An 18,292-nucleotide genomic window follows, 5' to 3' on the forward strand; every position below is an offset into this window, starting at 1 on the left:
CTGAGTTACCAGGTGCCGGAGGCATCCAGCGTGACGCTGGCGGTCTCTTTAGCCACTGAGGTGCTGATACGCTGTTGAAGCAAGCGCAGATACTGTTTCTCGTTGAGCGGGAGGTCGACCCAGTCGTCGGTCCAGGTGGAGAGGTGCATGGCGTTGGAGAGCGTTAACCCGTGGATCCCTTCCAGCCCCGGGGCAATGAGCGGCTCGCCGCGCAGGATGGCGCCGCAGAAATTGGCGGTAATGACGTGGTGTTCGCTGCATTCCGGGCCGACGGGAAGCGTGACCTCCCAGCATTCCGGTTCACCAAAGCCGTTTTGCCAGCGGGCGTTGAAGGCGGTTTCAGATTCCCGCAGCCGCCAGTAGCGCAGTTTCCCTTCTTCGACGACCACCTTGCCGCGATCGCCGACGATCTCCAGCCGGTTGGTCCCCGGCGTTTCAGCCACGGTCGTGATAAATACGCCCGTCGCACCGTTGGCGTACTCGGCGTAGGCGGTGACCTCATCTTCCACTTCAATGTCGCGATGCTTACCAAACTGGCAAAACGCGCGCAGACGGATCGGCATACCAACCAGCCACTGCCAGAGATCGAGCTGATGCGGGTCCTGATTGAGCAGTACGCCGCCGCCTTCTCCTTTCCAGGTGGCGCGCCAGCCGCCGGAGTTGTAGTAGCTCTGCGAGCGATACCAGTTGGTAATGATCCAGTTGGAGCGGCGGATCTCACCCAGCTCGGCGCTGTCGATCAGATCTTTCACCTTCTGGTAGAGCGGATTCGGGCGCTGGTTGTACATGATGCCGAACACCACATCGCAGGTCCGGGCACAGGCGTTCATCTCCTGCACCTGCGCCGTATATACGCCTGCCGGTTTTTCGCAGAGCGTGTGGATGCCGTGGCGCATTGCCAGCATCGACAAACGCGGATGCTCGTAGTGTGGCGTTGCGACAATCACCGCGTCGATAAGCCCGCTCTGGAGCATCTCCTGCGCATCGCTGAAAAGGGGGAGGGAGCCGACCAGCTGGCGAATGGCCGGATGCTTTTCCGGTGCATTATCACAAACCGCCGCCAGGCATGCGTCACTGACCGTACCCGCCAGTAAATAACGCGCGTGGACCGTACCGATATTACCTATTCCGATAATGCCAAAACGTACCTTCTCCATGTCACACCTTAATTTCAGTTGAAATGAGGGATGACCGGAAAATAGGAAAGGGGAGCCGCAGCGACAATGTGTTTTTGTGAGAATACTCGCAAGCTGTTTAAGTAATCTCCAGGGTCTCTGAAATTTGGTTTTAAAATCAAAGCGCTGTTTCTGCAAATATTTGCAAAAACTGATTGAGAGCGAGGTCACACTATGCCGGGCAGGTTAAAAATGGAGGAGATTGCGACCCTGACGGGGTATTCCGTCAGCACGGTTTCGCGGGTATTAAGCGGCAAGTCTTATGCCAGCGATAAAGCCCGTGACGCGATCGTTCGCACCGCGCGCGAATTAGGTGTTCTGGAGGCAATGGCAAGCGGAAGGCTGTTAATTAACGGTATCGCTGTCTTTGCCCCGGAAAGAACCTTTCAGGGGCGTGGAGACATTTTTTATCTGGAAGTGACCAAAGGCATTGCTGAAGCGTGCGCCCCGCATAACGTGTGGGTCAGTTGCTGCGGATTAGAAGAGCAGCACGCCGACGTGAAATTGTTTATGGAAAAGGCCAGCCATAAGAATATCAACGCAATAATAATTATTGGGACTGATGATTCCACCATCTTTAAACTGGCGAGCACGCTGAATAAGCCCTGCGTATTGATTAACTCCGTTGATCGTGATCGGGTGCTGGACGCCGTATCACCCGATCACCGGGCGATTGGTTTCACCGCCATGCAGTACCTTTTTGAGCAGGGGCACCGCCGTGTGCTCACGCTCACCTGCCTGCGGCGAGAGACGCTGTATGCGCGTCTGGACGGCATTAAAGAGGCGTACCGCCATTTTCACGTGGCCTTTGATCCCCAGCGTGATTTGCTGGTGACGGAGTGGTTTACGGCAGAGGAGGCCGAGCGGGCGCTGGATGCATGGCTGTTAAGTCATGACAGATCGCAGTGGCCAGAGGTGATTTTCCCGAACAGTACCAGCATGACGGAGGGAGTGATCAGGGCGTTAACGCGCCACGGGCTGCGCATTCCGGAAGACATTTCGCTCATTACGACCGATTTTGCATGGAATTTAGCGCACCGTCTGGAAAAACCGATCACAGGCGTCACGGTGCCCTGCCGTGAGCTGGGGATTGAGGCCGTACACCTGCTGCAAACGCGGCTCAACCGACCTCAGGCGCCGGTCTATAACCTGCTGTTGCAGGGCAAAGTCATGGATTACGGCTCAGTCAGTAATGCCACGCGCCACGCGGCTCGCGTGGCGCTGGATCAGTAATCAGGCAAGCTGCGGCGGCAGGCACACGCCGATGCCACCAATTCCGCAGTAGCCGTACGGATTTTTGTGCAGATACTGCTGGTGGTCGTCCTCGGCATAGTAGAACGGTTTCGCGGTGGTGATTTCCGTTGTCACATCGCGCGTATCACCTGCGTCGCGCATGGCCTGCTGGAAACGCTCCTTACTGGCGAGTGCGGCGGCTTCCTGCTCAGGCGTGAGCGGATAAATCGCCGAACGATACTGGGTGCCATGGTCATTACCCTGACGCATACCCTGCGCCGGGTCGTGGTTTTCCCAGAACACCTGTAGCAGCTGTTCATAGCTGATGACGGACGGGTCGTATACCACGCGTACGGCTTCAGCATGGCCGGTCTCGCCGGAGCAGACTTCGCGGTAGGTGGGGTTTGGCGTATATCCGCCCGTGTAGCCCGCCGCGGTGCTGTAGACGCCAGGCAACTGCCAGTAGAGGCGTTCCACGCCCCAGAAGCAGCCCATGGCAAACAGGGCGATTTCCATGCCTTCAGGTACGTTGGTCATGGAATGGCCATTCACGGCGTGTAAGGTTGCGACTGGCATAGGGGTGTTGCGTCCCGGTAATGCATCTGCTTGTGAAACCAGATGCTTTTTGTCGAATAAACTCACGATGGGGCCTCCCGGGGTGCGATGTTTCGGTTAAGGTTGTCACGAAGCGTTTAATTGAACACAATAAATGCGCTGAATGAGTCTAGATTTAATCATAAGAAATATTTGGGTGTTACACCCTTTTTCAACCCGAGAATTGGGTTTTTTGGCCAACAGGCCGTATTTTGCCGCGGAGCGGCACTTCATTTGCTTCCAGGGTGGAAACAGGGATATTCAGGAGAGAACGTGACAAAAATCCGCCAGTTATGTTTGGTCAGTGTCTTGCTGACAAGCGGGGTTGCCAGCGCGGCGAATGTCCGTTTGCAGGTTGAGGGGTTATCCGGGGCGCTGGAAAAAAACGTGCGTGCACAGCTGTCGACGATTGAAAGTGACGAAGTGACGCCGGACCGGCGTTTTCGTGCACGCGTGGATGACGCGATACGCGAAGGGCTAAAAGCCCTGGGATATTACGAACCCACCATCGATTTCGATCTCCGCCCACCGCCAAAAAAGGGGCGGCAGGTACTTATTGCCCGCGTCTCGCCGGGTGAGCCGGTGCTGATAGGCGGCACCAATGTGGTGTTACGCGGCGGCGCGCGTACCGATCGCGATTATCTGGATCTGCTCAGTACGCGGCCTAAAATCGGTACCGTACTGAATCACGGTGATTACGACAGTTTCAAAAAATCGCTGACGAGCGTCTCCTTACGCAAGGGTTACTTCGACAGCCAGTTCAATAAAAGCCAGCTGGGCATTGCGCTGGGCAGACGCCAGGCCTTCTGGGATATCGACTACGACAGCGGCGAACGCTACCGCTTTGGCGATGTGACGTTCGAAGGCTCGCAAATTCGTGAAGAGTACCTGCAAAACCTCGTGCCGTTCAAAAAGGGTGACTACTACCATTCACGCGATCTGGCCGAGCTGAACCGCCGCCTGTCGGCAACCGGGTGGTTTAATTCGGTGGTCGTTGCGCCGGAGTTTGAAAAGGCCCGCAAAACCAAGGTATTACCGCTGCACGGTGTGGTGTCGCCACGCACCGAAAACACCATTGAGACCGGGGCTGGCTATTCAACGGACGTGGGGCCGCGCGTGAGGGCGACCTGGAAAAAGCCGTGGATGAACTCGTACGGCCATAGCCTGACCACCAGCGCCAGTATCTCAGCCCCGGAGCAACAGCTCGACTTCAGCTACAAAATCCCGCTGCTGAAGAACCCGCTTGAGCAGTATTACCTGGTCCAGGGGGGCTTTAAGCGTACCGATCTGAACGATACCGAGTCGGATTCCACCACGCTTGCCGTATCCCGATTCTGGGATCTCTCCAGCGGCTGGCAGCGCGCCATTAACCTGCGCTGGAGTCTTGACCACTTTACCCAGGCCAACGTCACCAACACCACCATGCTGCTCTATCCGGGGGTGATGATCAGCCGTACCCGCTCACGCGGCGGCCTGATGCCGACCTGGGGCGATTCCCAGCGTTACTCTATCGATTACTCCAACACCATGTGGGGTTCCGATGTGGATTTCTCGGTGATTCAGGCGCAAAACGTCTGGATCCGCACGCTGTATGACAAACACCGCTTTGTGATGCGCGGGAACCTCGGCTGGATTGAAACCGGCGACTTCGACAAAGTCCCGCCCGACCTGCGCTTCTTCGCCGGGGGCGACCGCAGTATCCGCGGCTACAAATACAAATCCATCGCGCCTAAAGATGATGACGGCAAGCTGATCGGGGCCTCCAAGCTGGCGACCGGCTCGCTGGAGTACCAGTACAACGTCAGCGGAAAATGGTGGGGCGCCATGTTTGTGGACGGCGGCGAAGCGGTGAGCGATATCCGCCGCAGTGATTTCAAAACCGGCGCGGGCGTGGGCGTGCGCTGGCAGTCGCCCGTCGGGCCCATCAAGCTCGACTTCGCTGTGCCGGTGGGTGACAAAGAAGAACACGGTTTACAGTTTTACATCGGTCTGGGGCCTGAATTATGAGTTTATGGAAGAAGATAAGCCTCGGAGTACTGATTTTTATCGTGCTGCTGCTCGGTACGGTGGCGTTTCTGGTGGGCACGACAACCGGCCTGCATCTGCTGTTTAACGCGGCGAACCGCTGGGTACCCGGGCTGGAAATCGGCCAGGTGACGGGCGGCTGGCGCGATCTACGTCTGAAGAATATTCGCTACGAGCAGCCTGGCGTTGCGGTCAACGCGGGCGAGTTTCACCTTGCCGTCAGGCTGGGTTGCCTGCGGGACAGTAAGCTCTGCGTCAACGACCTGTCGCTAAAAGATGTGAACGTGGCGATTGATTCGGAGAAAATGCCGAAATCAGCGCCGGTTGAAGAAGAGGACAGCGGCCCGCTGAATCTCTCGACGCCGTACCCGATTGCGCTTTATCGGGTGGCGCTGGACAACGTCAATGTCAAAATCGATGACACCACCGTATCGGTGATGGATTTCACCTCCGGCCTGCGCTGGCAGGAGAAAAACCTCACCCTGACGCCAACCACCCTGCAGGGATTGCTGATCGCGCTGCCGAAGGTGGCGGACGTGGCGCAAGAGGAGATCGTCGAGCCGAAGATCCAGAACCCACAGCCGGAAGAGAAACCGCTGGGTGAAACGCTGAAAGATCTGTTCTCGAAGCCCGTCCTGCCGGAGATGACGGACGTGCATCTGCCGCTGAACCTGAATATCGAAGCGTTCAAGGGCGAGCAACTGCGTCTGACCGGTGACACCGATCTCACGGTCTATAACATGTTGCTGAAGGTCAGCAGCATCGACGGCAACATGAAGCTCGACGCGCTGGATATCGACACCAATCAGGGCTCTGTCAATGCCTCGGGTCATGCCCTGCTGCGTGACAACTGGCCGGTGGATATTACCCTGAACAGCGCGCTTAACATCGACCCGCTGAAAGGCGAAAAAGTGAAGGTCAAGGTGGGCGGCGCGCTACGCGACAAGCTGGATGTCGGGGTGAATCTCTCCGGCCCGGTGGACATGGCCCTGCGCGCGCAAACCCAGCTGGCGGAAGCCGGACTGCCGCTTAACCTTGAGGTGGTCAGCAAGCAGCTGTACTGGCCGTTCACCGGCGAGAAACAGTTCCAGGCCGATGACCTGAAGCTGAAGCTGAGCGGCAAGATGACCGATTACACGCTGTCGTTCCGTACCGCCGTGAAGGGCCAGGACGTGCCACCCGCCACGATCACGCTGGATGCAAAAGGGAATGAACAGCAGGTTAATCTCGACAAACTGACCGTTGCGGCGCTGGAAGGCAAAACCGAGCTGACCGCGCTGCTCGACTGGCAGCAGGCGATCAGCTGGCGCGGTCAGCTGAAGCTCTCGGGGATTAACACGGCGAAAGAGGTGCCGGACTGGCCGTCAAAACTGGACGGTCTTATCAAAACTCGCGGCAGCCTGTACGGCGGCACGTGGCAGATGGATGTCCCGGAAATCAAGCTCACCGGTAACGTGAAGCAGAACAAGGTTAACGTAGAAGGTTCGCTCAAAGGCAACAGCTACCTGCAGTGGGTGATCCCGGGTCTGCACGTGGCGCTGGGGCGCAACACGGCGGATATCAAAGGTGAACTGGGGGTGAAAGATCTGAACCTCGACGCCACTATCGATGCGCCGAATCTGGATAACGCCCTTCCGGGGCTTGGCGGCACGGCGAAGGGGCTGCTTAAGGTGCGCGGCACGGTGGATGCACCGCAGTTGCTGGCGGATATCACGGCCAGTAACCTGCGCTGGCAGGAGCTGTCCATCGCCCGTGTGCGCGTTGACGGGGATGTGAAATCCACCGATCAGATCGGCGGTAACCTGAACCTGCGCGTGGAACGCATTTCTCAGCCGGACGTGAACATTAATCTGGTGACCCTGGACGCCAAAGGCAACGAGAAGCAGCACGACCTCCAGCTGCGCGTGCAGGGCGAGCCGGTTTCCGGGCAGCTTCACCTGACGGGGAGCTTCGACCGCAAGGCGGAGCGCTGGAAAGGGACGCTCGACAATACCCGTTTCAACACCCCGGTAGGGCCATTGGTGCTGTCACGCGCTATTGCCCTGGACTACCGCAATGCCGAACAAAAGATCAGCATTGGCCCACACTGCTGGACCAACCCGAATGCGGAGCTGTGTGTGCCGCAGACCATCGACGCGGGAGCGGAAGGGCGCGCGCAGATCACCCTCAATCGTTTTGATCTGGCGATGTTAAAACCGTTCATGCCGGATACCACTCAGGCGAGCGGCGTCTTTAGCGGGAAGGCTGATGTGGCCTGGGACACCACCAAAGAGGGGCTGCCACAGGGCAGCGTGACGCTTTCTGGCCGCAACGTGAAGGTGACACAGGATGTCAACAACGCGCCGCTGCCGGTGGCGTTTGATACCCTGAACCTGAGCGCGGATCTGCACAACAACCGGGCCGAGCTGGGGTGGCTTATCCGCCTGACCAATAATGGCCAGTTCGACGGTAAGGTGCAGATTACCGACCCACAAGGGCGACGTAATCTGGGTGGGAACGTCTCTATTCGCAACTTCAACCTGGCGATGGTTAACCCGATTTTCTCGCGCGGTGAAAAAGCGGCGGGGATGCTCAACGCGAACCTGCGGCTGGCGGGCAACGCGCAAAGCCCGCAGCTGTTCGGTCAGATGCAGCTAAACGGTGTGGATATCGACGGCAACTTTATGCCGTTCGATATGCAGCCAAGCCAGATTACGATGAACTTCAACGGGATGAGCTCAACGCTGAACGGCTCGGTGCTGACCCAGCAGGGGCAAATCAACCTCAGCGGTGACGCCGACTGGAGCCAGCTTGATAACTGGCGCGCCCGTATCGCCGCGAAAGGCAGCAAGGTGAGGATCACCGTACCGCCGATGGTACGTCTGGATGTCTCGCCGGATATCGTCTTTGAAGCAACGCCGAGCCTCTTTACCCTCGACGGGAACGTGGACGTGCCGTGGGCGCGCATCGTGGTTCACGAGGTGCCGGAAAGCGCGGTGGGCGTCTCCAGTGATGAAGTGATGCTCGACGATAACCTCAAGCCGATTAATCAGCAAAGCGCGGGCATTCCGATCAACAGCAATCTTACCGTGCATGTGGGGAATAACGTTCGTCTGAACGCGTTTGGGCTGAAGGCACGCCTGACGGGTGACCTGAAAGTGGCGCAGGACAGACAGGGGCTTGGCCTGAACGGGCAGATCAACATTCCTGAAGGGCGCTTCCATGCTTATGGTCAGGATTTGATAGTGCGTAAAGGTGAACTGCTGTTCTCCGGTCCGCCGGATCAGCCGCTGCTCAACATTGAAGCGATTCGTAACCCGGAAGCGACAGAAAACGACGTGATTGCGGGCGTGCGTGTCACCGGTTCGGCCGACGAACCGAAGGCGGAGATCTTCTCCGACCCGGCGATGTCCCAGCAGGAAGCACTCTCTTACCTGCTGCGTGGTCAGGGCCTGGATAGCGGCCAAAGCGACAGTGCAGCGATGACCTCAATGTTAGTGGGTCTGGGGGTTGCACAAAGTGGTCAGGTTGTGGGTAAAATCGGTGAGACGTTCGGCGTAAGCAATCTGGCGCTGGACACCCAGGGCGTGGGTGACTCCTCGCAGGTGGTGGTCAGCGGCTATGTACTGCCGGGTCTGCAGGTAAAATATGGCGTGGGGATCTTTGACTCGCTGGCAACTCTCACGTTACGCTATCGCCTGATGCCTAAGCTATATCTGGAAGCAGTGTCCGGCGTAGACCAGGCACTTGATCTGCTCTATCAGTTTGAGTTTTAGCAATGCGAATATTTGTCTACGGCAGTTTACGAACCAAGCAAGGCAACAGTCACTGGATGACCAATGCCCTGTTGCTTGGGAATTACAATATCGAAAACTACCAGTTGTACAGCCTGGGCCACTATCCAGGCGCGGTTCCCGGCGAAGGAACAGTACACGGTGAAGTTTATCGTATTGATAACGCGACACTTGCCGAACTTGATGCCTTGCGCACCAGGGGCGGTGAATACGCGCGCCAGTTGATCCAGACGCCGTACGGAAGTGCGTGGATGTACGTCTACCAGCGTCCGGTCGAAGGGTTAACGCGGATTGTAAGCGGTAACTGGTTAGACAGAGACCAGTACTGAAAAAACAACGCCACCGTGAGGTGGCGTTGTTTTTTGTGCCTTCAACTCTCTTCTGTATCCCGGCGACGGGTTAAAAACAGAGGAACAAACAGCATGATGTACGGGGCAATAAGCCATAACAGGCACAGGGCGCGTGAACGGCCATAGTAGTTTATGCACCGCGTATTGCTTGAAATGACGGGCAGGAAAAACAGTAAAAACAGCAGAATCGCATAATCACTTCGATAAGGGATCCATAAGTACCCCAAAAACCAGGCAAGCTGGAATGCCAGGATGCAGAGATACTGCCATTTACTGTCTTTGCCGTAACAGTCAAACGCCTTTATGTAGCCCATCTTTATGCTTTGAAGAAAGAAACTTAGCATGTATAACGCTCACGATCGCGACGGTCAGGAGGGTGCTCGTGAGCAACGCCCCTAAAAAATAGCCGTAGGTAATGTCAGTAGCACCCGGGCCTAAAGTATGCAATTTACTATATCCTCTCTCTACGGCAACGAAAAGCGTATAGAGACCGATATTAATACAGAACTGAAGCAGACATGAAACAACGATATTTCTGGGGATTCTTTTTAATAGAGTGAGCGACGCATAAATAATACATGCTGAAAGAACGAAGAAGAACCCGTTGAATAAACTGGATAATAAGGCGCTGTTCACTTCGCTAAATATTAAATTATTGCTCCCATAGTACCATGCCAGGTATTCAGTATATGTGCTTCTGCCAAAGATAAAGGCGGCAATAATAAGGATGAAAAGACTCACGATATGAGTTTTTTTATTCATAATTTTGCTCCTTTTGAGAGCAGTTCTTTCATTGTTTTACTGGCTTCTAGCTGATCTTTGATTATGGCAAGATCGCGCGTGTTATGGTTATATTTTGCAATAGCGGTTGGCGTGCCTTTTCCACCATTGTCCATAAAGAAAACAATATCCTTACGGCCATACAGAAGAACTTGTGGAATGGGATCACGGCCATAACTCACCGCCTGTGGCAGCGAGTGGATAGACTCTGTCGTGAGGAACCGAGGAATATTTTCAAGTTCAATATTGCCTAACGGTGTTGTGGCAACAAGGGAGCCGATAAAATCGGTCGTATACACTAACGTATCTGTATCTTTGGTCGTGACTTTTGAACCCGTAATATATTTTATCTGTTGCCAAAGGGTAATGTCTTTGGGGATAACCTTGACACCATCCATAAACATATCTTGCTTGCGTTTGAGCTGAATGACAGTACGGTGCACCTGTGTCAAAGAGGGACTTATTTCCCCAAAAGAAGGCATCAGGCCATCGCGAGAATACAGGCGTTCAATGATAAAATAAATTCCAGTTGGGCGGGCAACATCAATGTTAATGGATGACATGTGAATCCTATAAAGAATGGGGATTAATGTTCATCGTGACAGTATGTTGTTAATGGCCAGTCTATTCAACTATCCCCACCATAAATGATAGTGCATCGTTTATGGTTTTATTATATGCATGAAAAGGAATGAGATTCTTCTTAAATATCCGCTTGTGATGCGTTAGCCAGGTACAAAAAAGCCCCGACCAGCGGGGCTTTATCGATGTGCGGTAAGAATTACTTCTTAGCAGCGCGTTCGAAAGAGGCGATGATTTCTGCTTTCGCCGCTTCTGCGTTGTCCCAGCCGTCAACTTTAACCCACTTGCCTTTTTCGAGGTCTTTGTAGTGCTCGAAGAAGTGAGTGATCTGCGCTTTCAGCAGTTCTGGCAGGTCGTTCACATCTTTGATGTGATCGTACTCTTTGCTCAGCTTGGTGTGCGGTACCGCAACCAGTTTCGCATCTTCGCCGGATTCGTCGGTCATTTTCAGCACGCCAACTGGGCGGCAGCGAATGACTGCGCCTGGCTGCAGTGGGTATGGCGTTGGAACCAGCACGTCAACCGGGTCACCGTCCAGAGACAGGGTGTGGTTGATGTAACCGTAGTTGCATGGATAGAACATCGCGGTAGACATGAAACGGTCTACAAACAGCGCACCGCTCTCTTTGTCCACTTCGTATTTGATAGGATCTGCGTTAGCCGGGATTTCGATAACAACGTAGATGTCTTCTGGCAGTTCTTTACCCGCAGGGACGTTGAGTAAGCTCATGTCTGTGTCCTTTAAAATGGATGGTAAACAAGTGGCAGGTATTATAGCCAACTGGCGCTGAATGTCTCCGCCTGTTTTCGTCTTCTCACCGCGTTCGTCTCACTTTTCAGACCGATTCCATGACAGAAAAATCCATAAACTCAGCCGCATTTTTCATGGAGAAATGAAAGCGATTACAAACTTGTGATTAACGTTTTATTCACTTTTCTGAAGTGTGATGTAACGCAATTCGTTACATATTTCATTGGCTATAGTCATTTCGCAGAACATCTTTTAACCAACAATAACTCACCCTACGAGGACGTTCATATGTGGAAGCGCTTACTTCTTGTCACAGCAGTTTCGGCAGCCATGTCGTCTATGGCGATGGCCGCACCTTTAACCGTAGGATTTTCGCAGGTCGGCTCTGAATCAGGCTGGCGTGCGGCAGAAACCAACGTGGCGAAAAGCGAGGCCCAGAAACGCGGCATCACGCTGAAGATCGCCGATGGCCAGCAAAAACAGGAAAACCAGATTAAAGCCGTGCGTTCGTTTATTGCGCAGGGTGTGGATGCCATCTTTATTGCGCCCGTTGTGGCGACCGGCTGGGAGCCTGTCCTGAAGGAAGCGAAAGATGCTGAGATCCCGGTCTTCCTGCTCGATCGTTCCATCGATGTAAAAGACAAATCTCTCTATATGACCACCGTGACCGCCAACAACGTTCTTGAAGGGCAATTAATTGGTGACTGGCTGGTGAAACAGGTGGATGGCAAGCCGTGTAACGTCGTCGAGCTGCAGGGTACGGTCGGCGCGAGCGTGGCCATCGACCGTAAGAAGGGGTTTGCTGAGGCCATCGCCAAAGCGCCAAACATTAAAATTATCCGTTCTCAGTCCGGTGACTTTACCCGCAGTAAAGGTAAAGAGGTCATGGAGAGCTTTATCAAAGCTGAAAACAACGGCAAGAACATCTGCATGGTTTACGCCCACAACGATGACATGGTGATCGGGGCGATTCAGGCCATTAAAGAAGCGGGCCTGAAACCGGGCAAAGATATCCTCACCGGCTCTATCGACGGCGTGCCAGACATCTACAAAGCGATGATCGACGGCGAAGCCAACGCCAGCGTGGAGCTCACGCCAAACATGGCCGGTCCTGCATTCGATGCGCTGGAGAAATTCAAGAAAGACGGCACGATGCCTCAGAAGGTGACGGTCACCAAATCCACTCTCTACCTGCCGGATACCGCGAAAGAAGAGTTAGAGAAGAAAAAAAATATGGGCTACTAAGCTCAGCCCCCTCACCCTAGCCCTCTCCCCGGAGGGGAGAGGGAAAAGGGCAGTTTGGGCAGAAAATTAAAGACTGGCACGAATAGTCCCCTCTCCCCTCCGGGGAGAGGGTCAGGGTGAGGGGGAAAACCATGACCACTGAACAACACCAGGAAATCCTCCGCACAGAGGGCTTGAGTAAATTCTTCCCCGGCGTAAAAGCGCTGGATAACGTTGATTTTAGCCTGCGACGCGGCGAGATCATGGCGTTGCTGGGCGAGAACGGTGCGGGGAAATCGACGCTGATTAAAGCCCTGACCGGGGTTTATCACGCCGATCGCGGCACCATCTGGCTGGAAGGTAACGCCATATCACCCAAAAATACCGCCCATGCGCAGCAGCTGGGGATCGGGACGGTCTACCAGGAGGTGAACCTGCTGCCGAACATGTCGGTCGCGGATAACCTGTTTATTGGCCGGGAGCCACGACGCTTTGGCCTGCTTCGCCGCAAGGAGATGGAAGCGCGGGCGACAAAACTGATGGCGTCTTACGGCTTCTCTCTCGACGTACGCGAGCCGCTGAACCGTTTTTCCGTCGCCATGCAGCAGATTGTCGCCATTTGTCGCGCTATCGACCTCTCGGCAAAAGTGCTGATCCTTGATGAGCCCACCGCCAGCCTCGATACCCAGGAAGTGGAGATGCTCTTTACCCTGATGCGCCAGCTGCGCAATCAGGGCGTGAGCCTGATCTTCGTCACCCATTTCCTCGATCAGGTGTATGAGGTGAGCGATCGCATTACGGTGCTGCGCAACGGCAGTTTTGTCGGCTGCCGCGAAACCCGCGAGCTGCCGCAGATTGAACTGGTCAAAATGATGCTCGGCCGCGAGCTGGAATCCAATGCGCTCCAGCGTGCCGGCCGTACGCTGCTGAGTGAGAAACCGGTCGCCGCGTTCAGTGATTTCGGCAAGAAAGGGGTCATCTCGCCGTTTAACCTGGAGGTGCGCCCCGGTGAAATTGTCGGTCTGGCGGGCCTGTTAGGCTCGGGCCGTACCGAAACCGCCGAGGTGATCTTCGGGATCAAGCCTGCAGACAGCGGCACCGCGCTGATCAAAGGTAAACCGCAAACCCTGCGCTCGCCACATCAGGCCTCCTGTCTGGGTGTGGGCTTCTGCCCGGAAGACAGAAAAACGGATGGCATTATTGCCGCCGCCTCGGTGCGGGAAAATATCATTCTGGCCTTACAGGCGCAGCGCGGCTGGCTGCGGCCGATCCCACGGAAAGAGCAAAACGCCATTGCCGAGCGCTTTATTCGCCAGCTCGGTATCCGTACCCCGAGCGCAGAACAGCCGATAGAGTTCCTCTCCGGGGGCAACCAGCAGAAGGTACTGCTTTCCCGCTGGCTGCTGACCAAACCTCAGTTTTTGATCCTCGATGAACCGACCCGCGGCATTGACGTGGGGGCGCACGCCGAAATTATCCGCCTTATTGAAACCCTGTGCGCGGACGGGCTGGCGCTGCTGGTCATCTCGTCTGAACTGGAGGAGCTGGTGGGCTATGCCGATCGCGTCATCATCATGCGCGATCGCAAGCAGGTGGCAGAGATCCCGCTGGATAAACTGTCCGTTCCGGCAATCATGAATGCCATCGCGGCGTAAGGAGTGAATCGTGATGTCTCGTTCGCTTTCGCAAACTGGCGAAACAAAACGCCGCTTCAACTGGCCGACCGGCACGCCGCAAATCGCCGCGCTGCTGGTGGTGTTGCTGGTCGATAGCCTAGTCGCACCGCATTTCTTCCAGATAATCGTGCAGGATGGCCGCCTGTTCGGCAGCCCGATCGATATTTTAAACCGCGCCGCGCCGGTGGCGCTGCTCGCTATTGGTATGACGCTGGTGATCGCCACCGGCGGGATCGACCTTTCTGTTGGCGCGGTGATGGCCATTGCCGGGGCGACGGCAGCATCAATGACCGTGGCCGGGCACAGCCTGCCAGTGGTGCTGCTGGCGGCGTTGGGCACCGGCGTGCTGGCCGGACTGTGGAACGGCATTCTGGTGGCGGTGCTCAAAATCCAGCCGTTTGTTGCCACGCTGATATTGATGGTGGCCGGGCGCGGTGTCGCACAGCTCATCACCTCGGGGCAGATTGTTACCTTCAACTCGCCGAACCTGGCGTGGCTCGGGAGCGGCAAGCTGCTCTTCTTCCCCACGCCGGTGATCATTGCGCTGGTGACGCTGGTGGTGTTCTGGATCTTTACCCGCAAAACGGCGCTGGGCATGTTCATTGAAGCGGTCGGGATCAACATCCGTGCGGCGCGCAACGCGGGGGTCAATACGCGGCTGATGGTGATGCTCACGTACGTGTTGAGCGGCGTGTGTGCTGCCATCGCCGGGGTGATCGTCGCGGCAGATATTCGTGGGGCTGATGCCAACAACGCCGGGTTATGGCTGGAGCTGGATGCGATCCTGGCGGTGGTTATTGGCGGCGGATCGCTGATGGGCGGGCGCTTTAACCTGCTGCTCTCGGTAATTGGTGCGCTGATTATTCAGGGCATGAACACCGGGATCCTGCTTTCCGGGTTCCAGCCGGAACTCAACCAGGTGGTGAAAGCGGTGGTCGTGCTCTGCGTGCTGATCGTTCAGTCACCGCGCTTTGTCAGCATCATTAAGGGGATCCGTGGCCATGATAAAACGTAATTTACCGTTAATGATCACGCTGGGCGTGTTTGTGCTGGGCTATCTCTACTGCCTGACCCAGTTCCCGGGGTTCGCCTCGACGCGTGTGATTTGTAACATTCTGACAGATAACGCCTTTTTAGGCATCATCGCGGTTGGGATGACCTTTGTGATCCTCTCCGGGGGGATTGATCTCTCCGTCGGATCGGTGATCGCCTTTACCGGCGTGTTTCTTGCCAAAGCGATCGGTTTCTGGGGCATCTCGCCGCTGGTGGCGTTTCCGCTGGTGCTGGTGATGGGCTGTGCGTTTGGTGCCTTTATGGGGCTTCTGATTGACGCGCTCAAGCTCCCGGCCTTTATCATTACGCTTGCCGGGATGTTCTTCCTGCGCGGCGTGAGTTATCTGGTGTCTGAGGAATCGATCCCGATCAACCATCCGGTGTACGACACGCTCTCCAGCCTGGCGTGGAAAATCCCCGGCGGGGGCCGCCTGAGCGCGATGGGGCTGCTGATGCTGGGCGTGGTGGTCATTGGTATCTTCCTTGCCCATCGCACCCGGTTTGGTAATCAGGTCTACGCTATTGGCGGCAACGCGACCTCGGCCAACCTGATGGGGATCTCCACCCGTAGCACCACCATCCGCATCTATATGCTCTCCACCGGGCTGGCGACGCTGGCGGGGATTGTCTTCTCCATTTACACCCAGGCGGGTTACGCGCTGGCCGGGGTTGGCGTTGAACTGGATGCGATTGCCTCTGTGGTGATTGGCGGCACGCTGCTCAGCGGCGGGGTGGGGACGGTGCTGGGAACACTGTTTGGCGTGGCAATCCAGGGGCTGATCCAGACCTATATCAACTTTGACGGCACGCTCAGCTCCTGGTGGACGAAAATCGCCATCGGCATTTTACTGTTTATTTTTATTGCCCTGCAGCGCGGTCTGACGGTGCTCTGGGAGAACCGCCAGAGCTCGCCTGTTACCCGCGTGAACACATCAGTAACAGAGCGATAACATGCTGAATTTGCTTAAAGTCTAAACATTTTCCGGTAGCGGCCGATACTCTTTTTTTATGCCCAGAAATATCTCGCTACCGGAAATAACATCATGCTTAAAACGCTATCGATTCGTACCGGCTTGCTCTCTTTACTGGCCGTTATGACCCTTCTGCTGCTGATTGTCAGCGGCATTGGCATTTATGCCCTCACACAGAGTTCTTCGTCACTTCAGCGCATCAACCACCTTCAGGGTGAGCAGATGGTGCAGCTCAATTCTGGCTATACGCTGATCCTTCGTGCGCGCAACGAGGCGGGCCAGGCCGTCAGAATGATGGAAATTGGTCTGCTGGACGATGCCGCGAAATCGGTGAAAAGCATTAATCAGGAGATCGCCCTGGCGCAAAAAACGCTGAAAGGCGTGATCGACGCAGGCGTGGCCGATCCCCAGGGACAGCAGTTGCTGGATAAGGTGGCGGCCAGTCTGGCGGCCTATAACCAGCAGGGGATCAACCCAATGTTGAAAGCGCTGAACGAACAGAGCGCAGACAGCTATTACGATCTGCTGGAGAGTAAGCTCATTCCGGTAGCAAAGCAGTTTGATAACGATATGCAGACGTTCCAGATGTGGAGCGACGCGCGCGGGAAAGCGGAAGTCAGCGCCGTGCAGTCGAGCAAAACGCGGGTTCTGATCCTGATCGTTGTCGCGGCGCTGCTGACGGCAGGCATCATTGTGCTGGCCTGGCTGGTGCTGCGCCACATGCTGCTCAAGCCGCTCTCGGCGTCGATTGCGCAGCTGGAAAACGTCGCCGCGGGGGATTTAACCCACACGCTGAATGCCCCGGCGAGCCAGGAGTTCAACCGTCTGAACGCTGCTATCGAAGGCATGCGCCAGTCGCTGATGCACTCGGTGCTGCGGGTCCGCGATGCCAGCTCGCAAATTGATACCGGCAGCCGCGAGCTGACGGCGGGAAACAGGGATCTTGCCGAGCGCACGGAGTCCACCGCGACCTCGCTGGAGCAGACCGCCGCCAGCATGGAAGAGATCACCGCCACGGTGAAACTCAACGCGGATAACGCCGAGCAGGCGCACCAGCTGGCGAAATCTGTCTCGGATACTGCCGATCACGGCAGCGAAATGGTCTGCTATGTGATTGAGAAAATGCGCGATATCTCCGGCAGCTCGGCGCGCATTGCCGACATTCTGAGCGTTATTGACGGCATTGCCTTCCAGACCAACATTCTGGCGCTGAACGCCTCCGTGGAAGCGGCGCGTGCGGGCGAGCAGGGGCGCGGTTTTGCCGTCGTTGCGGGCGAGGTGCGCAATCTTGCCAGCCGCAGCGCCGATGCGGCAAAAGAGATCCGTTCACTTATCAGCGACTCGCAGACCCACGTTAATGAGGGCAGCGAGCTGGCGCAGCAGGCGGGCGAAACGATGGATGAGATCGCAACCGAAGTGCTGCGCATGACCAAACTGATGCGCGAAATTGCCACCGCGTCTCAGGAACAGAGCCGTGGTATTGAACAGGTTAATATTGCGGTAAATCAGATGGATGAAACCGCGCAGCAGAATGCGGCGCTGGTACAGCAATCCTCTGCCGCGACGCGCTCGCTGGAAGAGCAGTCGCGCCAGCTGATGGAAGCCATGTCATCATTTAAACTGACGACGCAGAGTGTCGCATAATATTCCCCGACCCTGGTACATTCTGTGCCAGGGTATTATTCTCGGACGAATTAATCGCGCTAATATTATCGTGAATATTACCGAGTAATATTTCCAGCTGGTGGGTTAAGGTTAACGCTTTTTCCGTCGGTTCAAGATATAACCCTTTACGGATAAATAGCGGTTCAGCAAAAAGCTGGCTAAAGCGCTTCAACGCCAGGCTCACGGCCGGGCGTGACATCTCCAGCCGGACAGAGGCCTTCGCCATGCTGCCGCAGCGGACCACTTCAATAAAGACAGGAATAAGATTTAAATCGATGCCGGTATTGGCACGGGAATAGTTTTTCGTCACGGGTGCGCTCCAGGAAATATCTGTCAAACTGTTATGGAAATAATGCAGGAGCGAATCTGAATATTAAAGCGCGTTTTTTATAAACACTTATACGGTAAATTATATAAATGTATTGGGGAGCCAGAGCGGC

16 protein-coding genes are annotated in these 18,292 nt (G+C 55.7%); 9 read left to right on the top strand and 7 right to left on the bottom strand.

The features are described 5' to 3' along the window. Positions 1 to 5: 5 nt before the first annotated feature. Positions 6 to 1,157 carry a Gfo/Idh/MocA family protein gene (locus ACQG19_RS02395; RefSeq protein WP_058684042.1) on the bottom strand — a complete coding sequence of 384 codons (1,152 nt, stop codon included), beginning with the start codon at positions 1,155 to 1,157 and terminating at the stop codon, positions 6 to 8. A 192-nt stretch (positions 1,158 to 1,349) separates the two neighbouring features. On the opposite strand from ACQG19_RS02395, the gene ACQG19_RS02400 reads away from it, so the two are divergent. Then, positions 1,350 to 2,408, top strand: coding sequence for a LacI family DNA-binding transcriptional regulator (locus ACQG19_RS02400; RefSeq protein WP_029882373.1), 1,059 nt, complete (start codon positions 1,350 to 1,352; stop codon positions 2,406 to 2,408). Here ACQG19_RS02400 and msrA read toward each other — a convergent pair whose 3' ends face one another. Next, entirely contained in the window at positions 2,409 to 3,050 is a 642-nt protein-coding gene (gene msrA, locus ACQG19_RS02405; protein ID WP_246932106.1) for a peptide-methionine (S)-S-oxide reductase MsrA, read from the bottom strand. It lies immediately after the preceding gene. Between the two features lie 225 nt (positions 3,051 to 3,275). Between msrA and tamA the strand changes: the two genes are divergently transcribed. Genes tamA through ACQG19_RS02420 form a run of 3 tightly spaced genes read left to right on the top strand, consistent with a single transcriptional unit; the run spans position 3,276 to position 9,129 of the window. After that, on the top strand, positions 3,276 to 5,009 hold the full coding sequence (tamA, locus tag ACQG19_RS02410) for an autotransporter assembly complex protein TamA (RefSeq protein ID WP_013095333.1): 1,734 nt from the start codon (positions 3,276 to 3,278) through the stop codon (positions 5,007 to 5,009). Beyond that, positions 5,006 to 8,782 carry an autotransporter assembly complex protein TamB gene (gene tamB, locus ACQG19_RS02415; protein WP_102751781.1) on the top strand — a complete coding sequence of 1,259 codons (3,777 nt, stop codon included), beginning with the start codon at positions 5,006 to 5,008 and terminating at the stop codon, positions 8,780 to 8,782. The genes tamA and tamB overlap by 4 nt, the downstream gene beginning before the upstream one ends. 2 nt (positions 8,783 to 8,784) lie before the next feature. After that, on the top strand, positions 8,785 to 9,129 hold the full coding sequence (locus ACQG19_RS02420; RefSeq protein ID WP_028027890.1) for a gamma-glutamylcyclotransferase family protein: 345 nt from the start codon (positions 8,785 to 8,787) through the stop codon (positions 9,127 to 9,129). 41 nt (positions 9,130 to 9,170) lie between these two features. Here the strand turns inward: ACQG19_RS02420 and ACQG19_RS02425 are convergent, their stop codons facing one another. From ACQG19_RS02425 to ppa, 4 genes are all read right to left on the bottom strand, one after another. Next, a complete protein-coding gene (locus tag ACQG19_RS02425) occupies positions 9,171 to 9,464 on the bottom strand; it encodes a hypothetical protein (RefSeq protein WP_013095336.1) in 294 nt (97 codons plus the stop codon). Then, on the bottom strand, positions 9,442 to 9,912 hold the full coding sequence (locus ACQG19_RS02430; RefSeq protein WP_038418553.1) for a hypothetical protein: 471 nt from the start codon (positions 9,910 to 9,912) through the stop codon (positions 9,442 to 9,444). Before ACQG19_RS02430 ends, ACQG19_RS02425 begins: the two co-directional genes overlap by 23 nt. Beyond that, on the bottom strand, positions 9,909 to 10,493 hold the full coding sequence (locus ACQG19_RS02435) for a hypothetical protein (RefSeq protein WP_013095338.1): 585 nt from the start codon (positions 10,491 to 10,493) through the stop codon (positions 9,909 to 9,911). Before ACQG19_RS02435 ends, ACQG19_RS02430 begins: the two co-directional genes overlap by 4 nt. A 218-nt stretch (positions 10,494 to 10,711) precedes the next feature. After that, positions 10,712 to 11,242 (bottom strand): inorganic diphosphatase, encoded by a 531-nt coding sequence (ppa, locus tag ACQG19_RS02440; RefSeq protein ID WP_008501423.1) that lies wholly within the window; start codon positions 11,240 to 11,242, stop codon positions 10,712 to 10,714. A 309-nt stretch (positions 11,243 to 11,551) separates the two neighbouring features. Between ppa and ytfQ the strand changes: the two genes are divergently transcribed. The 5 genes from ytfQ to ACQG19_RS02465 all read left to right on the top strand — a co-directional run bounded on the left by ytfQ (position 11,552) and on the right by ACQG19_RS02465 (position 17,831). Beyond that, on the top strand, positions 11,552 to 12,508 hold the full coding sequence (gene ytfQ / locus ACQG19_RS02445) for a galactofuranose ABC transporter substrate-binding protein YtfQ (protein WP_222169094.1): 957 nt from the start codon (positions 11,552 to 11,554) through the stop codon (positions 12,506 to 12,508). Positions 12,509 to 12,639: 131 nt separating this feature from the next. Then, positions 12,640 to 14,142 (top strand): galactofuranose ABC transporter, ATP-binding protein YtfR, encoded by a 1,503-nt coding sequence (gene ytfR, locus ACQG19_RS02450; protein ID WP_040020472.1) that lies wholly within the window; start codon positions 12,640 to 12,642, stop codon positions 14,140 to 14,142. Between the two features lie 10 nt (positions 14,143 to 14,152). Then, positions 14,153 to 15,178, top strand: a complete 1,026-nt coding sequence (gene ytfT / locus ACQG19_RS02455; protein ID WP_161799150.1) for a galactofuranose ABC transporter, ATP-binding protein YtfT — start codon at positions 14,153 to 14,155, stop codon at positions 15,176 to 15,178. Then, positions 15,165 to 16,166 carry a galactofuranose ABC transporter, permease protein YjfF gene (gene yjfF / locus ACQG19_RS02460; RefSeq protein ID WP_040020470.1) on the top strand — a complete coding sequence of 334 codons (1,002 nt, stop codon included), beginning with the start codon at positions 15,165 to 15,167 and terminating at the stop codon, positions 16,164 to 16,166. The genes ytfT and yjfF overlap by 14 nt, the downstream gene beginning before the upstream one ends. A gap of 93 nt (positions 16,167 to 16,259) precedes the next feature. Beyond that, entirely contained in the window at positions 16,260 to 17,831 is a 1,572-nt protein-coding gene (locus ACQG19_RS02465) for a methyl-accepting chemotaxis protein (protein ID WP_097536000.1), read from the top strand. Here the strand turns inward: ACQG19_RS02465 and ACQG19_RS02470 are convergent. After that, positions 17,803 to 18,162 carry a LysR family transcriptional regulator gene (locus tag ACQG19_RS02470; protein WP_246932104.1) on the bottom strand — a complete coding sequence of 120 codons (360 nt, stop codon included), beginning with the start codon at positions 18,160 to 18,162 and terminating at the stop codon, positions 17,803 to 17,805. The two genes, ACQG19_RS02465 and ACQG19_RS02470, sit on opposite strands and share 29 nt — an antisense overlap. Positions 18,163 to 18,292: the final 130 nt, after the last annotated feature.

This window comes from Enterobacter cloacae complex sp. 277I4 (genome assembly GCF_050031465.1).
Classification (GTDB): domain Bacteria; phylum Pseudomonadota; class Gammaproteobacteria; order Enterobacterales; family Enterobacteriaceae; genus Enterobacter; species Enterobacter cloacae.

Excerpts from the sequence above, each read along its gene's own strand:
- ACQG19_RS02395 (WP_058684042.1), bottom strand. The coding sequence starts at position 1,157 with ATGGAGAAGGTACGTTTTGGCATTATCGGAATAGGTAATATCGGTACG.
- ACQG19_RS02400 (WP_029882373.1), top strand. The coding sequence starts at position 1,350 with ATGCCGGGCAGGTTAAAAATGGAGGAGATTGCGACCCTGACGGGGTAT.
- tamB (WP_102751781.1), top strand. The coding sequence starts at position 5,006 with ATGAGTTTATGGAAGAAGATAAGCCTCGGAGTACTGATTTTTATCGTG.
- ACQG19_RS02420 (WP_028027890.1), top strand. The coding sequence starts at position 8,785 with ATGCGAATATTTGTCTACGGCAGTTTACGAACCAAGCAAGGCAACAGT.
- ACQG19_RS02425 (WP_013095336.1), bottom strand. The coding sequence starts at position 9,464 with ATGGGCTACATAAAGGCGTTTGACTGTTACGGCAAAGACAGTAAATGG.
- ACQG19_RS02430 (WP_038418553.1), bottom strand. The coding sequence starts at position 9,912 with ATGAATAAAAAAACTCATATCGTGAGTCTTTTCATCCTTATTATTGCC.
- ACQG19_RS02435 (WP_013095338.1), bottom strand. The coding sequence starts at position 10,493 with ATGTCATCCATTAACATTGATGTTGCCCGCCCAACTGGAATTTATTTT.
- ppa (WP_008501423.1), bottom strand. The coding sequence starts at position 11,242 with ATGAGCTTACTCAACGTCCCTGCGGGTAAAGAACTGCCAGAAGACATC.
- ytfQ (WP_222169094.1), top strand. The coding sequence starts at position 11,552 with ATGTGGAAGCGCTTACTTCTTGTCACAGCAGTTTCGGCAGCCATGTCG.
- ytfR (WP_040020472.1), top strand. The coding sequence starts at position 12,640 with ATGACCACTGAACAACACCAGGAAATCCTCCGCACAGAGGGCTTGAGT.
- yjfF (WP_040020470.1), top strand. The coding sequence starts at position 15,165 with ATGATAAAACGTAATTTACCGTTAATGATCACGCTGGGCGTGTTTGTG.
- ACQG19_RS02465 (WP_097536000.1), top strand. The coding sequence starts at position 16,260 with ATGCTTAAAACGCTATCGATTCGTACCGGCTTGCTCTCTTTACTGGCC.